Origin of the sequence: Streptomyces sp. H51, from assembly GCF_035656535.1 — a bacterium.
Classification (GTDB): domain Bacteria; phylum Actinomycetota; class Actinomycetes; order Streptomycetales; family Streptomycetaceae; genus Streptomyces.
On the sequence record NZ_JAYMHD010000051.1, the window covers coordinates 281,045 to 300,559 of the forward strand.

The 19,515-nt window shown below is 75.8% G+C and carries 16 protein-coding genes; 14 read left to right on the plus strand and 2 right to left on the minus strand.

Annotated features, from left to right (window positions below; all coding sequences use genetic code 11):
- Window positions 1-62: 62 nt before the first annotated feature.
- The 9 genes from VKA29_RS18060 (at window position 63) to VKA29_RS18100 (ending at window position 9,535) form a co-directional block, all read left to right on the plus strand.
- Window positions 63-692 carry an HAD family hydrolase gene (locus VKA29_RS18060; protein ID WP_324786993.1) on the plus strand — a complete coding sequence of 210 codons (630 nt, stop codon included), beginning with the start codon at window positions 63-65 and terminating at the stop codon, window positions 690-692.
- On the plus strand, window positions 689-1,678 hold the full coding sequence (locus VKA29_RS18065) for a glycosyltransferase family 9 protein (protein ID WP_324786862.1): 990 nt from the start codon (window positions 689-691) through the stop codon (window positions 1,676-1,678). The genes VKA29_RS18060 and VKA29_RS18065 overlap by 4 nt, the downstream gene beginning before the upstream one ends.
- On the plus strand, window positions 1,675-2,607 hold the full coding sequence (locus VKA29_RS18070; RefSeq protein ID WP_324786863.1) for a glycosyltransferase: 933 nt from the start codon (window positions 1,675-1,677) through the stop codon (window positions 2,605-2,607). The genes VKA29_RS18065 and VKA29_RS18070 overlap by 4 nt, the downstream gene beginning before the upstream one ends.
- On the plus strand, window positions 2,604-3,824 hold the full coding sequence (locus VKA29_RS18075; protein WP_324786864.1) for a glycosyltransferase: 1,221 nt from the start codon (window positions 2,604-2,606) through the stop codon (window positions 3,822-3,824). Before VKA29_RS18070 ends, VKA29_RS18075 begins: the two co-directional genes overlap by 4 nt.
- Window positions 3,824-4,405 carry an SIS domain-containing protein gene (locus VKA29_RS18080; RefSeq protein WP_324786865.1) on the plus strand — a complete coding sequence of 194 codons (582 nt, stop codon included), beginning with the start codon at window positions 3,824-3,826 and terminating at the stop codon, window positions 4,403-4,405. The genes VKA29_RS18075 and VKA29_RS18080 overlap by 1 nt, the downstream gene beginning before the upstream one ends.
- Window positions 4,402-6,120, plus strand: coding sequence for a D-glycero-beta-D-manno-heptose 1-phosphate adenylyltransferase (gene rfaE2, locus VKA29_RS18085; RefSeq protein WP_324786866.1), 1,719 nt, complete (start codon window positions 4,402-4,404; stop codon window positions 6,118-6,120). Before VKA29_RS18080 ends, rfaE2 begins: the two co-directional genes overlap by 4 nt.
- Window positions 6,121-6,781: 661 nt before the next feature.
- Complete coding sequence (locus tag VKA29_RS18090) at window positions 6,782-7,783, plus strand: glycosyltransferase family 9 protein (RefSeq protein ID WP_324786867.1); 1,002 nt, start codon at window positions 6,782-6,784, stop codon at window positions 7,781-7,783.
- On the plus strand, window positions 7,776-8,642 hold the full coding sequence (locus VKA29_RS18095) for a glycosyltransferase family 2 protein (protein WP_324786868.1): 867 nt from the start codon (window positions 7,776-7,778) through the stop codon (window positions 8,640-8,642). Before VKA29_RS18090 ends, VKA29_RS18095 begins: the two co-directional genes overlap by 8 nt.
- Window positions 8,639-9,535, plus strand: a complete 897-nt coding sequence (locus tag VKA29_RS18100; protein ID WP_324786869.1) for a glycosyltransferase family 2 protein — start codon at window positions 8,639-8,641, stop codon at window positions 9,533-9,535. The genes VKA29_RS18095 and VKA29_RS18100 overlap by 4 nt, the downstream gene beginning before the upstream one ends.
- Window positions 9,536-9,588: 53 nt before the next feature.
- On the opposite strand, the gene VKA29_RS18105 is transcribed toward VKA29_RS18100, so the two are convergent.
- Window positions 9,589-9,897 carry a DUF3040 domain-containing protein gene (locus VKA29_RS18105; RefSeq protein ID WP_324786870.1) on the minus strand — a complete coding sequence of 103 codons (309 nt, stop codon included), beginning with the start codon at window positions 9,895-9,897 and terminating at the stop codon, window positions 9,589-9,591.
- Window positions 9,898-10,044: 147 nt separating this feature from the next.
- Window positions 10,045-10,974, minus strand: a complete 930-nt coding sequence (locus tag VKA29_RS18110) for a polysaccharide pyruvyl transferase family protein (protein WP_324786871.1) — start codon at window positions 10,972-10,974, stop codon at window positions 10,045-10,047.
- Window positions 10,975-11,388: 414 nt separating this feature from the next.
- On the opposite strand from VKA29_RS18110, the gene VKA29_RS18115 reads away from it, so the two are divergent.
- From VKA29_RS18115 to narJ, 5 genes are all read left to right on the plus strand, one after another.
- Window positions 11,389-12,579, plus strand: a complete 1,191-nt coding sequence (locus VKA29_RS18115) for an MFS transporter (RefSeq protein ID WP_324786994.1) — start codon at window positions 11,389-11,391, stop codon at window positions 12,577-12,579.
- Window positions 12,580-12,722: 143 nt separating this feature from the next.
- Entirely contained in the window at window positions 12,723-13,199 is a 477-nt protein-coding gene (locus tag VKA29_RS18120; RefSeq protein WP_324786872.1) for a hemerythrin domain-containing protein, read from the plus strand.
- Window positions 13,200-13,475: 276 nt separating this feature from the next.
- Window positions 13,476-17,156 carry a nitrate reductase subunit alpha gene (locus VKA29_RS18125; protein ID WP_324786873.1) on the plus strand — a complete coding sequence of 1,227 codons (3,681 nt, stop codon included), beginning with the start codon at window positions 13,476-13,478 and terminating at the stop codon, window positions 17,154-17,156.
- Window positions 17,156-18,871 carry a nitrate reductase subunit beta gene (narH, locus tag VKA29_RS18130; protein ID WP_324786874.1) on the plus strand — a complete coding sequence of 572 codons (1,716 nt, stop codon included), beginning with the start codon at window positions 17,156-17,158 and terminating at the stop codon, window positions 18,869-18,871. Before VKA29_RS18125 ends, narH begins: the two co-directional genes overlap by 1 nt.
- Window positions 18,868-19,515, plus strand: a complete 648-nt coding sequence (gene narJ, locus VKA29_RS18135) for a nitrate reductase molybdenum cofactor assembly chaperone (protein WP_324786875.1) — start codon at window positions 18,868-18,870, stop codon at window positions 19,513-19,515. The genes narH and narJ overlap by 4 nt, the downstream gene beginning before the upstream one ends.

Consider the following 19,515-nt stretch of genomic DNA (forward strand, 5'->3'; position numbering starts at 1 on the left):
ACCCCGCCGTGACCCGCGACGGGCCGTCCGCCGTGACCCAGGAGACCACTCCCGACCCCGCCGTGACCCGCGACGGGCCGTCCGCAGGCACCCTCGACGGGCCGTCCGCCGTGCGGACCGTTCTGTTCGACCGCGACGGCACCCTCGTCGAGGACGTCCCCTACAACGCCGACCCGGAGCGGGTGCGCCCGGTCGCCGGCGCCCGCGAGGCGCTCCGCCTGCTGCGCGCCCACGGCATCCGCACCGGCGTCGTCACCAACCAGTCCGGCGTCGCGCGCGGCCTGCTCACCGCCGCCGACGTCCGCCGCGTCAACCGGCGCGTCGACGACCTCCTCGGCCCCTTCGACGTCTTCGCCGTGTGCCCGCACGGCCCCGACGACGGCTGCCACTGCCGCAAACCGGAGCCCGGCATGGTGCTGTGGGCGTGCGGACGGCTGTGCACCCCGCCCGAGCGCTGCGTCGTCGTCGGTGACATCGAGGCCGACGTGCAGGCCGCCCGCCGGGCGGGAGCCCACGGGATCCTGGTGCCGAACGCGCGCACCCGCCCCGAGGAGACGGCCCGCGCCGACCACGTGGCGCCGGACCTGACCACGGCCGTGCGGGCGGTGCTGGCCGGGCCGCCGCGGGGGCGCGTGATCGCCGACGAACGCCCGATCGCGAACGCCTTCGACACCGGCCGGAGGACGCGATGAAGGCACTGGTCACCCGCCTCGACAGCTTCGGCGACGTGCTGCTCGCCGGACCCGCCGTGCGCGCCGTCGCCGCCCGCGCCGACCGGGTCACCCTGCTGTGCGGGCCGCGCGGCGCACCGGCCGCCCGGCTGCTGCCCGGCGTGCACGACGTCCTCGTCTGGGACGCGCCCTGGGTGGGCCTGACGCCCCCGCCCGTCGGCCGCGGCGAGATCGAGCAGCTCATCGACATGATCGACGCCGACACGGCGCTGATCCTGACCTCGTTCCACCAGTCCCCGCTGCCCACCGCACTGCTGCTGCGGCTGGCCGGCGTCGCGCACATGGCCGCGGACAGCGAGGACTACCCGGGCTCGCTGCTCGACGTGCGCCACCACCGCGCCCCGCGCGCCCACGAGGCGGAGGCCGCCCTGCACCTCGCCGAGGCGGCCGGCTTCCCGCCGGCCGACGACGGACGCCTGCGGGTCCTCCCGCCGCCGTGCACGACCCGGCTGACCGGCCCCGGCCCGTACGTCGTGGTGCACCCCGGCGCCGCCGTCCCCGCCCGCACCTGGAGCCCCGGCCGCGCCGCCGAGGCGGTGCGCGAACTGGCCGCCGCCGGACACCGCGTGGTGGTGACCGGCGGCAGCGGCGAGCGCGGCCTGACCGCCGACGTCGCCGGGCAGCACGCCCTCGACCTGGCCGGCCGCACCGACGCCACGGAACTGGCCGGTGTCCTCGCCGGCGCCGCCGCCGTCGTCACCGGCAACACCGGCCCGGCCCACCTCGCCGCGGCCGTCGGCACCCCCGTCGTCTCCCTGTTCGCGCCGGTCGTGCCGGCGGAGCGCTGGCGGCCGTACGGGGTGCCGTACGTCCTGCTCGGCGACCAGGACGCCCCGTGCGCGGGCACTCGCGCCCGGACCTGCCCGGTGCCCGGCCATCCGTGCCTGGACACGGTCACCGCGCACGACGTGGTCGCCGCCGTCGACAAGATCGTGGGGGAGACATGAGGATCCTGCTCTGGCACGTGCACGGGTCGTGGACCACGTCCTTCGTGCAGGGCCCGCACACCTACCTCGTCCCCGTCACGCCCGGCCGCGGACCGGACGGCCTGGGCCGCGCCCGGACGTACGACTGGCCGGACTCCGTCGTCGAACTGCCGCCGGAGAAGCTGCGGGACGCGGACGTCGACGTGGCGGTGCTGCAACGCCCGCACGAACTCGCCCTGGTGGACGAGTGGCTGGGCCGCCGCCCGCCCCTGGTGTACGTCGAGCACAACGCCCCGCACGGCGACGTGCCCGACACCCGCCACCCGGCCGCCGCCGTCCCCGGCGTCACCCTCGTCCACGTCACCCACTTCAACCGCCTGATGTGGGACGCCGGTTCCACCGAGACCACCGTCGTCGAGCACGGTGTCGTCGACCCCGGGCACCGCTGGACCGGCGAGCTGGAGCGGGCGGCCGTCGTCGTCAACGAGCCCGTCCGGCGCGGCCGTACCACCGGCACCGACCTGCTGCCGGTGTTCGCCGAGGCGGCCCCGCTGGACGTCTTCGGCATGGCCACCGACCGGCTGCGGCTGCCGAACACCCAGACCTTCGAACTCGCCCAGCGCGACCTGCACGCGGCGATGGCCCGGCGCCGCGTCTACGTCCACCCCGTCCGCTGGACGTCCCTCGGCCTGTCCCTGCTGGAGGCGATGCACCTCGGCATGCCCGTCGTCGCGCTCGCCACCACCGAGGTCGCCGAGGCCGTGCCGGACGGCGCCGGGGTCGTCTCCAACCGGATCGACGTGCTCACCGACGCCGTACGGGACTTCGTCGCCGACCCGCTGCACGCCCGCGCGGTCGGCGACGGCGCACGGGCGGCGGCCCTGGCCCGCTACGGACTGACCCGCTTCCTGGACGACTGGGAGCGGCTGCTGAAGGAGGTGACCCGATGAGGATCGCCATGGTGTCCGAACACGCGAGTCCGCTCGCCGCGCTCGGCGGCCCCGACGCCGGCGGCCAGAACGTGTACGTCGCCCGCCTCGCCGAGGAACTGGCGCGACGCGGCCACGACGTCACGGTCTACACCCGCCGGAACGCGGCCGACCTGCCCGACCGGGTGCGGCTGCCCGGTGGCGCCGTCGTCGAGCACGTACCGGCCGGACCGCCCTCGCCCCTCCCCAAGGACGACCTGTTCCCGCACATGCCGGCCTTCGGCGCGCACCTGGCCCGCGTCTGGGGCCACGACCGGCCCGACGTGGCGCACGCCCACTTCTGGATGTCCGGCATGGCCTCCCAGCTCGGCGCGCACGGCCACGGCGTCCCGGTCGTCCAGACCTTCCACGCGCTCGGCACCGTCAAGCGCCGCCACCAGGGGCGCCGGGACACCAGCCCGCACGAGCGGATCGGCATCGAACGGCAACTCGGCCGCACCTGCGACCGGGTCCTGGCCACCTGCACCGACGAGGTGCACGAGCTGACCGAACTGGGCGTGCCGCCCCGGCAGGTGTCGGTCGTGCCGTGCGGCGTGGACACCGGCCACTTCCGCCCCACGGGCGACGGCGACACCGGTGTTCCCGCCCGCCGGGCGCGCCACCGGCTGCTCGCCTGCGGCCGGCTCGTCCCCCGCAAGGGCTTCGACCGGGCGATCCGGGCCCTCGGCCGGATCCCCGACGCCGAACTCCTCGTCGCGGGCGGCCCCGAGCCCGGCCGGCTCGGCGCCGACCCCGAGGCACGGCGGCTGCGGCGGCTCGCCGACCGGGCCGGTCCGGGGGAGCGGGTACGGCTCCTCGGTGCCGTCGACCCGGCCCGCATGCCCGCCCTGATCCGCAGTGCCGACGTCGTCCTGTGCACCCCGGCCTACGAGCCGTTCGGCATCGTGCCGCTGGAGGCGATGGCGTGCGGCGTGCCCGTCGTCGCCACCGATGTCGGCGGACACCGCGACACGGTCGCCGACGGGCGCACCGGACGCCTGGTGCCACCGGGGGACCCCGGGGCGATCGCCGCGGCGGTACGCGAACTCCTCGCCGACGGGGAACTGCGGCGCCGCTGCGGGGCGGCGGGCCGCGACCGGGTCCTGGCCCGCTTCACCTGGCAGCGGGTCGCGGACGGCACCGAACAGGTCTACCGCCAGGTCCTCGCCGCGCACCCGCTGTCGAAGGAGGTGGCCTGATGACCGTGCACCCGCCCGTGACCGAACACTGCGACGAACTCCTCGACGCACTCGGTGCGTTCCGCGCCTCCGCCCACGTCACCGAGCGGTGGGGACGGCGACTCTCCGACGTGCTGGGCGGCGGCGGACGACTGCTGGCCGCCGGCAACGGCGGCAGCGCCGCCCAGGCCCAGCACCTCACCGCCGAACTCGTCGGCCGCTACCGCACCGACCGGCCGCCGTTCTCCGCGATCGCCCTGCACGCCGACACCTCCAGCACCACCGCCATAGCCAACGACTACGGCGTCGACGAGGTGTTCGCCCGCCAGGTGTGCGCCCACGGCCGCACCGGCGACGTCCTGATGCTGCTGTCCACCAGCGGCGCCAGCGCCAACCTGACGTCGGCCGCGGACGCGGCCCGTGCGGCGGGCCTCGTGGTGTGGGCGCTGACCGGTCCCGCGCCGAACCCGCTCACCGCGGGCAGCGACGAGGCGCTGTGCGTCGAGGCGGCCTCCGCGGCGACCGTGCAGGAACTGCACCTCGTGGCGGTGCACATGATCTGCGCCGCGTTCGACGCGGCACTGGAGAGGGGGATGCCGTGAGCGGACCGGCCCCGCTGCTCGTCGTCGGCGACGCGCTGCTCGACCGGGACGTGACCGGGCACGCCGACCGGCTCGCGCCCGACGCGCCCGTGCCCGTGGTCGCCGACTGCGCCGAACGCCTCCGGCCGGGCGGCGCCGCCCTGGCCGCCTACCTCGCCGCCCGCGACGGCCGCGACGTCACGCTGGTCACCGGGCTCGGCGACGACCCGGCGAGCCGTGAGCTGCGCCGTCTGCTCGATCCCTGGCTGCGGCTGGTCCCGGTCCCGCTGACCGGCCCGCTGCCGGAGAAGACCCGAGTCCTCGCGCAGGGCCGTCCGGTGGCCCGCCTCGACCGCGGCAGCGGCCGGGTGCGGGAGGCGACCGAGGCCGCCCGCGACGCGGTGCGCCGCGCGGGCGCCGTGCTGGTCTCCGACTACGGCCGCGGCACCGCCGACGCCCTGCGCGACACGCTGGCCGAACGCCGCCCGCTCGTCTGGGACCCGCACCCTCGCGGCGGGCCGCCGGTGCCGGGGACGCGGCTCGTCACACCGGCGGAGAAGGAGGCCGGGACACTGTGCGGCGCCGCCGGGCACGGGCCTGCCCCGTACGGCGCCGGGCACGGGCCCGACCCGTACGGCGCCGGGCACCACACCGATCCGCGCGGCGCCGGGCACGGGCATGACCTGTACGGCGCCGGGCACGGGCCCGACCCGTACGGCGCCGGGCACGGGCCCGACCCGTACGGCGCCGGGCACCACACCGATCCGCGCGGCGCCGGGCACGGGCATGACCTGTACGGCGCCGGGCACGGGCCCGACCCGTACGGCGCCGGGCACCACACCGATCCGCGCGGCGCCGGGCACGGGCATGACCTGTACGGCGCCGGGCACCACACCGATCCGCGCGACGCCGGGCACGGGCCCGACCCGTACGACGCCGGGCACGAGCACGACCTGCGGCGCGTCGCACGGGAGGCCGCCGAACTCGTACGCCGCTGGCGGGCCGTCGCCGTCACGGTCACCCTCGGCGCGCGCGGCGCGCTGCTGACGTACGGCGAGCATCCCCTGCTCTTCCCCGCGCCCGCCGCGCACGGCTCGGACACCTGCGGTGCGGGCGACCGGTTCGCGGCGACGGCGGCCGGGCTGCTGGCGGACGGTCTGCTCGTCGGGGAGGCCGTCGAGGGCGCCGTCGCGGAGGCGACCGGATTCGTCGGCGCGGGCGGCGCGGGTGCCGTCACCGCCGAGCCCTCCGACGCCTCGCCGCCGGGGGAGCCGTCTCCGGGCGACGACCCCTTCGCCCTCGCCGCCCGGATCCGCGCCGCCCAGGGCACCGTGGTCGCCGCGGGCGGCTGCTTCGACCTGCTGCACGCCGGGCACGTCGGACTGCTCCAGGCGGCCCGGCGGCTCGGGGACGGCCTGGTGGTGTGCGTCAACTCCGACGCCTCGGTGCGGCGACGCAAGGGCGCGGGCCGTCCGGTCAATCCGCTCGCCGACCGGGTGCGGGTGCTGCGCGCGCTCGCCTGCGTCGACGCCGTCGCCGTGTTCGACGAGGACACCCCCGAACGTCTCCTGGCCGCACTGCGGCCCGACGTCTGGGTCAAGGGCGGCGACTACGCCGGCGCCGACCTCCCGGAGGCCGCGCTGCTGGAGGAGTGGGGCGGTCAGGCGGTCCTGCTGCCGTACCTGGACGGCCGCTCCTCGACGTCCCTGCTCACCCGCGCGGCAGGCACGACGTGACGCCGCCGACCGCCCGGACGCCGACCACCGCGACGGGGACCGTGACGCCGGCGGCGACCGCGACGAACACGAGGGACGCCGCACATCCCCGTCACCCTCGCCAGGCCCCCGCCGGGCGTGGTGCCGCTGCCCCTGCCGGGCGCAGGGCCGCCGTAGCCGCCGGGCGTGATGTCGCTGTCCCCGGAGGGTGCAGTGCCCGCGTCGCTGCCGGGTGCCGGGCCCCCGCCGCCCCCGCCGCCCGCCCGGTGTCCGTGGCTGTGGCTCGCCCGGTGCGCGGCCCTGCCCCTTGCCCGGTGTCCGTGGCTGTGGCTCGCCCGGTGCGCGGCCCTGCCCCTTGCCCGGTGTCCGTGGCTGTGGCTCGCCCGGTGCGCGGCCCTGCCCCTTGCCCGGTGTCCGTGCCTGCGGCTCGCCCGGTGCCCGTCCCCGCGGCCCGCCCGGTGCCCGTCCCCGCGGCTCGCCCGGTGCCCCGCCCCGCCCCCTGCCCGGTGTCCGTGCCCGCGGCCCGCCCGGTGCTCGCCTCCGCCTCCCGCCCGGTGCCCGTCCCCGCGGCTCGCCCGGTGCTCGCCCCCGCCTCCCGCCCGGTGTCCGTGCCCGCGGCCGGCCCCGCCCCCGCCCCCGCCCCCGTCCTGTCCGTTCCCGTACCCCCTGTGGCAGGCGCCCCATGACCATCGCCTCTCCCCGTATCCTCGTCCTGCGCGCGCTCGGCCTCGGTGATCTGCTGGCCGGCGTTCCCGCGCTGCGGGCGCTGCGCCGTGCCTTCCCGGGGCACGAGTTGGTGCTGGCCGCGCCCGCCGGGCTCGCGCCGGTCGCCGCGGCCACGGGCGCCGTCGACCGGCTGCTGCCCGCCTCCGCGCCGGGCCGGGCCGTACCGCACCGCCTCGACTGGAGCGGGCCGCCCCCGGACGTCGCCGTGGACCTGCACGGCAACGGGCCGCCCAGCCACCGCCTCCTCACCGGACTGCGCCCACGGCGACTGCTCGCCTTCGCACACCCGGAGACGCCGGAGATCGACGGCCCCGCCTGGTACGCGGACGAGCACGAACGCGACCGCTGGTGCCGTCTGCTGCGGTCCTACGGCATCGACGCCGACCCCGGAGACCTGCTGCTGCCCCGCCCGCACGCCACGTCCCCGGCGCCCGGCGCCGTCGTCGTGCACCCGGGCGCGGGGGCGCCGTCGCGCCGCTGGCCCGTCGAGCGGTACGCGGCCGTCGCGCGCACCCTGCGCACGGCAGGCCACCGGGTCGTCGCCACCGGGGGACCGGGCGAGGACGAACTGGTCGCCCGGCTGGCCGAGTTCGCCGGCCTGTCCGGCGCCGACCTGTCCGCCGGCGCCCCGCCCCTGGACGAGCTGTCCGCCCTGGTCGCCGAGGCCCGAGCCGTGGTCAGCGGCGACACCGGCATCGCGCACCTCGCCGTCGCCCACGCCACGCCCTCCGTCACCCTGTTCGGTCCGGTGCCGCCGAGCCGCTGGGGCCCGCCCGGCGGTCCCCGCCACCGCGCCCTGTGGCATCCCGGCCCGGACGGCGACCCGCACGGCCGCACCGCCGACCCGGCGCTGCTGCGCATCCGGCCCGACGAGGTGCTGCGCGCCCTCGACGCCCTGCCGGAACCCGGCCCCACCCCCCGTCCCCTTCCCCTCCTCCTCGACCATGCCCATGAGTGACGCCCGCGTCGGAATCGTGATCGCCACCCGCGACCGCTCGGACGGTCTCGCCGTCGTGCTGCGGCACCTCCTCGACCTGCCCGAGCGGCCCCCCGTCCTGGTCGTCGACAACGCCTCCACCGACGACACCCGCGCCATGCTCGCCCGCCGTTTCCCCCAGGTGCGCGTCCTCGCCCTCCCGCGCAACCGCGGCGCCCTCGCCCGCAACGACGGCGTCCGCGCCCTCGACACCCCGTACGTGGCCTTCAGCGACGACGACTCGTGGTGGGCGCCGGGCGCGCTGAGCCGGGCGGCCGGCCACTTCGACGCCCACCCGCGGCTCGGCCTGATCGCCGCCCGCATCCTCGTCGGCCCGGAGGAGACCCCCGACCCGCTCGACGACGTCCTGGCCGGCTCCCCGCTGGGCCCGGCCACCGACCTGCCCGGCACCCAGGTGCTCGGCTTCCTCGCCTGCGCCGCCGTCACCCGCCGCGAGGCCTACCTGGACGCGGGCGGCTTCCACCGGGTGATCTTCTTCGGCGGGGAGGAGACCCCGCTCGCCTACGACCTCGCCGCCCGCGGTTGGGGCGTCACCCACTGCCCCGACGTCGTCGCCCACCACCACCCGTCCCCCGCGCCCCGCGCCCACTGTGACGCCGTCCTGCGCCGCAACGCGCTGCTGACCGCCTGGCTGCGCCGCCCCCTGCCCTACGCGCTCGCCCGCACCCGCGATCTGGCCCTCGCCGCCCGCCACGACAAGGCCGCCCGGAGTGCCCTGCGCGAGACGCTGGCACGCCTGCCGTCCGCGCTGCGCGACCGCCGGACGCTGCCGCCGTACCTGGAACGCGCCGCCCGCACCCTCGACGGAACAGCCGCATGAACGACCCCCGCACGACGGTCGTCGTCATCACCCACAACCGCCGCGCGGAACTCCTGCGCACCCTCGACCGGCTCGCCGAGCTTCCGGAACGGCCCCCGGCGATCGTCACCGACAACGGCTCCACCGACGGCACCTCCCCGGCCGTCGCCCGCCGCCACCCGGACGTCCAGCTGCTGAGCCCCGGCCGCAACCTCGGCGCCGTGGGCCGCAACCTGGCGGTGCGCCGGGTCCGCACGCCCTACGTGGCCTTCTGCGACGACGACTCCTGGTGGGCGCCCGGCTCACTGTCCGGCGCCGCGGACCTGCTGGACCGGCACGCGCGGCTCGCGACCGTCACCGCCCGCATCGTCGTCGAACCGGACGGCACCGACGACCCGATCGTGGAGGAGCTCCGCCGTTCTCCGGTGCCCGCCCCCGGCTGGCTGCCCGGCCCGGCCCTCGGCTCGTTCCTGGCCGCCGCGACCGTGCTGCGCGCCGACGCCTTCCGGGCCGCGGGCGGCTTCCACCCGAGGCTCTGGCTGGGCGGCGAGGAGGAACTGCTGGCGGTGGACCTGGCGGCCGACGGCTGGTGGCTGACGTACGCCGATCACCTGACGGCCCACCACCAGCCCTCCACGGCAAGGGACTCCACGCTCCGGCGACGGCACGGCATCCGCAACACGCTGTGGTTCACCTGGCTGCGCCGGCCGGCCGGGCCGGCGCTGCGCCGCACCCTGCACCTGGCCCGCACCGTGCCGCGGGACTCCGTCTCCCTGCACGCCTTCGCCGAGGCGGCCGCCGCGCTCCCCTGGGTGCTGCGGGAACGCAGAGTGGTGCCGGCGGCGGTCGAGTCACGCCTGCGGACGCTCGAACACGCGCAGCTCCACTCGACCGCCCGCGGGTACACGGGCTGAGCCGCTCGGCCCCCTGCGCCGCTCCCGCCCCGCCGCCCGCGGAGCGTGAACGCTCAGCCCTCAGCGCAACGGCACAGCAGCCGGAACCCCGCGAACAGCGTCACCGGCCACACGGCGGCGAAGGCCCAGATCAGTCCCGGCTGAGAGGTGGTCGTGCCGGTGACCATCAGCCCGAGGGAGAGCGCGAGCAGAGCGGCGACCGTCAGCAGCCGCGGCCGGTAGGCCACCACCCGCCGCAGGAGCGGCCGGCGGCGCGGCCGCAGCGTGCGCAGCCGCCGGTTCAGCCGGCGGTCGCGGCGCAGCATCCGCTCCATCTCGTCGAGGATGCGTTGTTCGTGCTCGGGCAGTCGGCTCGTCGACACGTTCCCTCCCCTGCGGTGCGGACCGGTTCCGCATGCCCGCGCACGAGCGGTTCTAACGGCCCAGATCCGTCACTCCTGGCGGCCCGGACGCGTCACTCCCGGCGGCCCGGACCCGCCGCTCCTAAAGGGGGCCCGGACCCGCCGCTCCTAAAGGGGGCCCGGACCCGCCAGCGCTTCCACGAGCGCTTCCGCGCCGTCCGGCGCCGCGCCCGCCGCGAACTCCGCGCGCACCCGCCGGGCGGCCGTCCGTCCGGTCGTCAGGCACCGGTCCCACCACTCGCCCAGCGCGTCCGGGCCGAGCCGCTCGGCGGCCACCAGCGCGGGCCAGCCGCAGGCCCGGGCCTGCGCGGTGACCTTCGCGCCGCCCTCGACCGGGTCGACGGCGAGGGCCGGGGTCCCGGCCCGCAGGGCGAGCACCAGCCCGTGCAGCCGGTCGGTGACCACCACGTCCAGCCGCGCCAGCACGGACTCCAGCTGCGCCGGCGTCGCGCACAGCCGCCAGTCCCGCGCGTCGAGCCTGGTCTCCAGCTCCAGCCGGGCACAGTCCTGTCCGGCCAGCCACCCCGTCACCCGATCGGCGACCTGGCCGTGCCGTCGCCGCCGTCCGTACTCGTGCTGCCCGTGCGTGAGGACCACCCCGGCCACGGGCAGGGCGGGCAGGGCCGGGGCGCGCGCCGACAGGTCCCGCACCGGCCGCGCGTCCGGGGCGTCCCGGGCCAGCACCCGGTGGAACCCGGTGACCGACGCCGCGCCCGGATCGATCACCGAGGTGCCGACGGCGATCCGCACACAGTGGGCGAACCGCCGGTGCAACTCCTCCACCTGCGGCCCGTGCACCGGGCCGCACACGAACACCAGATGCGTGTACTCCTCGGGCCGGGCCTGCTCCAGATGCAGGGCGCCCGGCCTGAACCCGGGGCTCCACACCACGTCGTGGGCGAGTCCCGACCGTTCCAGCACCTCCTCGGCCCGGCGCAGCGCGAGCACGTCGCCCGCGGTGGCCTCGCCGTCCACGAAGCTGAACCAGCCGGTCAGCAGGGCCCTCGGCCCCGGCCCGCTCCCAGGTCGTACCCGCACGCCGCACGAGTGCCCGCCACGGACCGCGTGACGCGCGCGACCGGACGGGGAACGGCGATCCGCGCACCCGGGGGAGGGGAGCCGACCCGCCGCCGGACCGCCACGGCACCCCCGCGGCCCGCGCCTCCGGAACGCCGGCCGGGACGACCGGGTCCGCGTGCCGGGACCGTCCGCCCGGGGGCAGGGACCATAGGCCCCTGCCCCACCCCACGCCCCTGCCCGGACAGTTGCTGGGGAACGGACCGCACGCCGTGGCCCGGCCCCGCCCGATGACGCCGGCACGACCGCGAAACCGTGACAACTGCGAGAACCGCGAGACCCGCGAGGACAAGGACGGACACGATGGCCCAGTCGTCGACGATGCAGAACGGCAGCCCGGCCCCGGGCGCGCCGGTGCCCGGCCGGGCGTGGCTGATGCTGGCCCTGGCCACCGTCGGATTCGCCGTGAACTTCTGGGCGTGGGCGCTGCTCAGCCCGCTCGGACCCCGCTTCAAGGACAGCCTCGACCTGTCCTCGTTCGAGCAGTCGCTGCTGGTGGCGGTGCCGGTCGTGGTCGGCTCGCTGGGCCGCATCCCGGTTGGCGCGCTGACCGACCGGTTCGGCGGACGGGTGATGTTCCCGCTGGTGTCGGCCGCCACCGTGGTCCCGGTGCTGTACCTGGGCCTGGCCGGGCACTCCTCGCTCGCCGCCCTCCTGACCGGCGGGTTCTTCCTCGGCATCGGCGGCACCGCCTTCGCCGTCGGCGTGCCGTTCGTCAGCGCCTGGTTCCCGCCCGAGCGGCGCGGCCTGGCCATCGGGATCTTCGGCATGGGCATGGGCGGCACCGCGATCAGCGCGCTGACCACGGTCAAGCTGGTGGACGGGCCTGGCATGGCCGCCCCCTTCGTGATCACCGCGATCGTGCTCACGGCCTACGCGGCGCTGGCCGCCCTGGTGATGCGGGACGCCCCGGCGCGCACCGTGCCCACCGAGCCGCTGACCCACCGCCTGGCCGCCACCCTGCGCCTCGGCATCACCTGGCAGGCGTCCGCCCTGTACGCGGTCGCCTTCGGCGGCTACGTCGCCTTCTCCGTCTACCTGCCCACCTACCTCAAGACCGGCTACGGGCTCACCCAGGCCGACGCCGCCAACCGGATGGCCGGCTTCGTGCTGCTGGCGGTGGCGATGCGGCCGGTCGGCGGCTGGCTCTCGGACCGCATCGGCCCCGTCCGGGTCCTCGCCGGCACCATGGCCGTGGTGCTCACCGCGGCGTTCGTGCAGTCGCTGACGCCCTCGCTCGCACCGGTCGGCACCGTCGCCTTCCTGGCGATGGCCGCCGCGCTGGGCGCCGGCAGCGGCGCCGTCTTCGCCCTGGTGGCGCTGCTGGCCCCGGCGAACATGGTCGGCTCGGTCACCGGTGTCGTGGGCGCCGCGGGCGGACTCGGCGGCTTCGTGCCGCCGCTGGTGATGGGCTCGCTCTACGGCGCCTACGGCTCCTACGCCGTCGGCCTGGTGCTGCTGGGCCTGGTCGCCGCCGCGGCCCTGGCCTTCACCGGCACCGGCGTCCGCCACGCGGTCACCGGCCGCACCCGCGGCGCGTCGGCGTCGGCCGCCACCTCCCACTGACCACACCCGCCCGCGCCCCCCACCGACCACACCGGCCCCCGCATCGACCAACGACCACACCGGCCCCCGCATCCACCAACGACCACACCCGCCCCGCATCCACCACCGACCACACCCGCCCGCACCCCCGACCGGAGCCCCCGATGTGCGAGTACTGCGGCTGCCAGTCCCTGGCCGCCATCGACGAACTGACCCGCGAGCACGACGAGGTGGTGCGCCTGATCAGCCACCTGCGCACCGCTCACCGCAGCGGGGACACGGCCGCCCTGGCGGCGGTCGCCCGGGACGTCGCCGCCGTGCTCGGCCCGCACACCGAGGTGGAGGAGCACGGCCTGTTCCCCGCCCTGGCCGGCGACTTCCCCGAGCAGATCGGCGCCCTGGAGGCGGAGCACCGCCAGGTCGAGGCGGTCCTCGCCGAGGCCGCCGACGGTGCGACACCCGCCGACCCCACCTGGCCGGACCGGCTGATGGACGCGACGGCGGTGCTGCGCGACCACATCCTCAAGGAGCAGGACGGCGTCTTCCCGGCCGCGCTGGCCAACCTCGGCACCGAGGAATGGGAGGCCGTCGACGCCGCCCGGGCGAAGGCGGGCGGCGTCCTGTCCCGCCGGACCGTCTGATCCACCACCCCGCTCCCGGCCACCTCCCGAGACCACGAGGTGGCCGGTTGTCGTCGGTGCGCGCATGCCCCGCCCGCGCATGGGTAGCCGCCTGCTCGCAGGGAACGCCCCACGTGGCGGACGCACATCGTTCGCGGTGCGCCTGTTGACCTTCGGGGGTACCACGGTCGTAAGGTCGAGCGCGGCCGTTCGAATCGCGACACGCACGGGCCGGGTGCCCGGGATGCGGGGTGCAGGGTGAGCACGGAGACCGGTCCGCGGCGGACACCGCCGGGCATGGACAGCGGCCTCGCCGAGGCGCTGGTCCGCAGCCGCCGCTTCTTCAGCAGGGCGGAGGTCTCCCCGGACCTGCGCACCCTGCACAAGGCGGGCGGCCGGCAGGCGGACGCCTTCTACCGGGACCGCTGGTCGCACGACAAGGTGGTGCGCTCCACCCACGGCGTGAACTGCACCGGCTCCTGCTCGTGGAAGGTGTACGTCAAGGACGGCATCATCACCTGGGAGGCCCAGCAGACCGACTACCCCTCGGTCGGCCCGGACCGGCCCGAGTACGAGCCGCGCGGCTGCCCGCGCGGGGCCGCGTTCTCCTGGTACACCTACTCGCCGACCAGGGTCCGCTACCCGTACGTGCGGGGCGTGCTGCTGCAGATGTACCGGGAGGCGAAGGCGCGCCTGGGCGACCCGGTCGCGGCCTGGGCCGACATCGTCTCCGACCCGGAGCGCGCCCGCCGCTACAAGTCCGTCCGCGGCAAGGGCGGCCTGGTGCGGGCGAGCTGGGACGAGGCGGTGGAGATGGTGGCCGCCGCGCACGTGCACACCATCAAGGAGCACGGCCCGGACCGGCTGGCCGGCTTCTCGCCCATCCCGGCGATGTCGATGGTCTCGCACGCCGCGGGCGCCCGCTTCTACTCCCTGCTCGGCGGGGTGATGCTGTCCTTCTACGACTGGTACGCCGACCTGCCGGTCGCCTCGCCGCAGGTGTTCGGCGACCAGACCGACGTACCGGAGTCGGGGGACTGGTGGGACGCCGGCTACCTGATCATGTGGGGGTCGAACCTGCCGGTGACGCGGACGCCGGACGCGCACTGGATGGCCGAGGCCCGCTACCGCGGCCAGAAGGTGGTCGCGGTCTCCCCGGACTACGCGGACAACGTGAAGTTCGCCGACGAGTGGCTGCCCGCCCGGCCCGGCACCGACGGCGCCCTGGCGATGGCCATGGGGCACGTCGTCCTCAAGGAGTTCTTCGTCGAGCGGCGCACCCCGTACTTCGACGGCTACGTCAAGCGCTTCACCGACCTGCCGTTCCTGGTGACGCTCGACGAACGGGCGCCCGGCCGCTACGCGCCCGGCAAGTTCCTGACCGCCGCCGACCTGGGCGGCGAGTACGCCGAGGCCGAGCACGCCGAGTTCCGCACCGTGCTGCTGGACGCCGCGACCGGGGCGCCGGTGGTGCCGCCCGGCACCCTCGGCGACCGGTACGGCGAGTCCGGCGCCGGCAAGTGGAACCTGGACCTGGGCGACCTGGACCCGCTGCTGTCCGCCGCGGGCGGCGACGAGGCGCCCGTGGCGGTGGAGCTGCCGCGGTTCGACGCGCCCGACGGCAGCGCGGGGAAGCTGCTGCGCGGCGTGCCCGTACGGCGCGTCGGCGGGCGCCCGGTCACCACCGTGTACGACCTGCTGCTGGCCCAGTACGGGGTGGCCCGCGACGGGCTGCCCGGCCGCTGGCCGGCCTCCTACGAGGACCCCGAGGAGCCCTGCACCCCGGCCTGGCAGGCGGCGATCACCGGCGTGGACGCCGAGCGGGCGGCCCGTATCGCGCGCGAGTTCGCGGCCAACGCCGAGGAGTCCGGCGGCCGCTCGATGATCATCATGGGGGCGGGCACCAACCACTGGTTCCACTCCGACACCATCTACCGCGCCTTCCTCACCCTGACCACGCTGACCGGCTGCCAGGGCGTCAACGGCGGCGGCTGGGCGCACTACGTCGGCCAGGAGAAGGTCCGCCCGATCACCGGCTACTCGGCGCTCGCGACCGCCGCGGACTGGAACCGCCCGGCCCGCCAGATGATCCAGACCGCCTACTGGTACCTGCACGGCGATCAGTTCCGCTACGACCCGTTCTCCGCCGACGTCCTCGTGGCGGACGGCACGGGCGCCGGACCGTTCGCCGGGAAGGCCACCGCGGACGTCATCGCGCAGTCGGCGCGGCTCGGCTGGATGCCGTCGTACCCCACCTTCGACCGCAACCCGCTCGACCTGGCCGACGAGGCCGACGGCGCGGGCCGCCCGGTCGCCGAGCACATCGTGGAGGAACTGAAGGCCGGGCGGCTGCGGTTCGCCGGCGAGGACCCGGACGCGCCCGAGAACTTCCCGCGCGTGCTGACCGTGTGGCGGGCCAACCTGCTGGGCTCCTCCGCCAAGGGCAACGAGTACTTCCTCAAGCACCTGCTCGGCACCGACTCCGCCGTGCGCGCCGCCGAGGCCCCGCCGGACGCCCGCCCGAAGGACGTCGTGTGGCGGGAGCAGGCCCCGGAGGGCAAGCTCGACCTGCTGCTCACCCTGGACTTCCGGATGACCAGCACCACCGTCTTCTCCGACGTCGTGCTGCCCGCCGCCACCTGGTACGAGAAGCACGACCTGTCCAGCACGGACATGCACCCCTTCGTGCACGCCTTCAACCCGGCCATCGCCCCGCCCTGGCAGACCCGCACCGACTGGGACGCCTTCCACACCCTCGCCCGCGAGTTCAGCCGCCAGGCCGCCGGGCACCTCGGCGTGCGCACCGACGTGGTCGCCGCGCCGCTGCTGCACGACACCCCCGACGAACTCGCCACCCCGCACGGCCGGGTCCGCGACTGGAAGACCGGCGAGTGCGAACCGGTCCCCGGCCGCACCCTGCCCAAGCTGGTGACCGTCGAACGGGACTACGGCGCCGTCGCCGACAAGATGGGCGCCCTCGGCCCGCTGCTCGACAGCCTCGGCGCCACCACCAAGGGCGTCACCTTCCACCTGGACGAGGAACTGCGGTACCTGCGGCACAAGAACGGCGTGGTGCGCGGCGGCGCCGCCGACGGCAGGCCCTCGATCGCCCGCGACACCCACGCCTGCGAGGCGATCCTCGCCCTGTCCGGCACCACCAACGGCCACCTCGCCACCCAGGGCTTCCACGCCCTGGAGGCCCGCACCGGCACCCGGCTCGCCGACCTGGCCGCCGAGCACGAGGGCAAGCGGATCACCTTCGCCGACACCCAGGCCGCGCCCGTGCCGGTGATCACCTCACCGGAGTGGTCCGGCTCGGAGACGGGCGGGCGCCGCTACTCCCCGTTCACCGTCAACGTCGAACGCCTCAAGCCCTGGCACACCCTCACCGGCCGCCAGCACTTCTACCTCGACCACGACTGGATGGCCGCCCTCGGCGAGCAGCTCCCGGTCTACCGGCCCCCGCTGAACATGCACGCGCTGTTCGGCGAGCCGCGGGTCGGCGACACCGGCGAGCTCGGCGTGACCGTGCGCTACCTGACCCCGCACAACAAGTGGTCCATCCACTCCGAGTACCAGGACAACCTGTTCATGCTGTCGCTGTCGCGCGGCGGCCCGACCATCTGGATGAGCACCCAGGACGCGGCCAAGGTCGGCGTACGCGACAACGACTGGGTGGAGGCCGTCAACCGCAACGGCGTCGTCGCCGCCCGCGCGGTCGTCTCGCACCGCATGCCGGAGGGCACCGTCTACATGCACCACGCCCAGGACCGGCTGATCGACGTGCCGCGCACCGAGACCACCGGCCGGCGCGGCGGCATCCACAACTCGCTGACCCGCCTGCTGATCAAGCCGAGCCATCTCATCGGCGGCTACGCCCAGCTCACGTACGCCTTCAACTATCTCGGTCCGACCGGCAACCAGCGCGACGAGGTGACGGTCATCCGCCGCCGCACCGATCAGGAGGTCGAGTACTGATGTCCCGCGGTGAAGCCCCCATCGGGCGGGTCATGGCCCAGATGGCGATGGTCATGAACCTCGACAAGTGCATCGGCTGCCACACCTGCTCGGTCACCTGCAAACAGGCGTGGACCAACCGCACCGGCGTCGAGTACGTGTGGTTCAACAACGTCGAGACCCGCCCCGGCCAGGGCTACCCCCGCCGTTACGAGGACCAGGACACCTGGAAGGGCGGCTGGGAGCTCAACAAGCGCGGCCGGCTGGCGCTGAAGGCGGGCGGCCGGTTCAAGAAGCTGATCCAGATCTTCTCCAACCCCAAGCTGCCCGCGCTCGACGACTACTACGAGCCGTGGACGTACGACTACGAGACCCTCACCAACGCCCCGCTGCAGGAGCACACCCCGGTCGCCCGCCCCAAATCCCTGATCACCGGCAAGGACACCAAGATCTCCTGGTCGGCGAACTGGGACGACGACCTCGGCGGCAGCGCCGAGCACGGCGAGAAGGACGTGCTGCTGGGCCAGGTGTCCCAGAAGATCAAGCTCGAGTTCGAGCAGACCTTCATGTTCTACCTGCCGCGCATCTGCGAGCACTGCCTCAACCCGTCCTGCGCCGCCTCCTGCCCCTCCGGCGCGATCTACAAGCGCACCGAGGACGGCATCGTCCTCGTCGACCAGGACCGCTGCCGCGGCTGGCGGATGTGCGTCACGGGCTGCCCGTACAAGAAGGTCTATTTCAACCACCGCACCGGCAAGGCGGAGAAGTGCACCTTCTGCTTCCCCCGCGTGGAGGTCGGCCTGCCCACCGTCTGCTCCGAGACGTGCGTGGGCCGGCTGCGCTACATCGGCCTGGTCCTCTACGACGCCGACCGCGTCCTCGAGGCCGCCTCCACCCCCGACGAACAGGGACTGTACGAGGCCCAGCGGCAGGTCTTCCTCGACCCGGACGACCCGCGGGTGATCGCCGCGGCGGAGCGGTCGGGCATCCCGCGGGACTGGATCGAGGCCGCCCGGCGCTCCCCGGTGCACGCCCTGATCAACACCTACGAGGTGGCCCTGCCGCTGCACCCGGAGTACCGCACCCTGCCGATGGTCTGGTACATCCCGCCGCTCTCCCCGGTCGTCGACGCCGTCCGCGAGACCGGCCGCGACGCCGAGGACCACCGCAACCTGTTCGCCGCCGTGGACGCGCTGCGCATCCCCGTCGACTACCTCGCCCAGCTGTTCACCGCCGGCGACCCGGCCCCCGTCGACGCCGTGCTGCGGCGCCTGGCGGCCATGCGCTCCTACATGCGCGACATCAACCTCGGCCGCGAGCCGGACCCGGCGATCCCGGAGCGCGTCGGCATGGGCGAGGAGCAGATGTACGACATGTACCGGCTGCTGGCCCTCGCCAAGTACGACGAGCGGTACGTCATCCCGCCCGCCCACGCCGAACAGGCGCACAAGCTGGAGGAACTGGCCACCGAGTGCAGCCTCGACTACGAGGGCGGCCCCGGCATGGGCGGCTGGGGCCCCTTCGGCGAGACCTCCGGCGGCGCCGCCCCGATAGCGGTGGAGACCTACCGCGCCCTGCACGACCGCCAGACCGCCGACACCCCGGCCGCCCCCACCGACAAGGCCACCCGCGTCAACCTCCTCAACTGGGACGGCAAGGGACGCCCGCCCGGCCTGTTCCCGCCCGGCGGGGACGACGGGCACGACGCGCACGACGAGAAGGGACCCGTGTCATGAGGCCGGACACCGGCGACGCCCGCCGCTCCCCGGCCTGGCAGGCCCAGTCGCTGCTGCTGGCCTACCCGGACGGACACCTCCGCGACCGCCTCGCCCTGGCCCGGCGGGTCGCCGCCCTCCAGCCCCGCCCGGTCGGGCAACCGCTGCTCGACTTCGCCGACCACGCCGAGCGCACCCCCACGCCCGACCTGGCCGCCGACTACGTCGCCACCTTCGACCACCGCAAACGCTGCTGCCCGTACCTGACCTACTACGCGCACGGCGACACCCGGAAGCGCGGCCTCGCGCTGCTGCGGCTCAAGCAGACCTACGCCCGCGCCGGCTGGCGGCTGAGCGACGACGAACTGCCCGACCACCTCGCCGTCGTCCTGGAGTTCGCCGCCGCCGAGCCCACCGCGGGGGCACGCCTGCTCACCGACCACCGCGCCGGCCTGGAACTGCTGCGCCTGGCGCTGCACGACGCCGGCTCCCCGTGGGCGGCCGTCCTGGACTCCGTCTCCGCCACGCTCCCCGCCCTCGGCGGCGACGTCCGCGAGGCGGTGGCCCGGCTCGCCGCCCAGGGGCCGCCCGAGGAACAGGTCGGCCTCGACCCGTACGCGCCCCCGCAGTTCCTGCCCGACCCGGTGAGCGGAGGCCCCCGATGA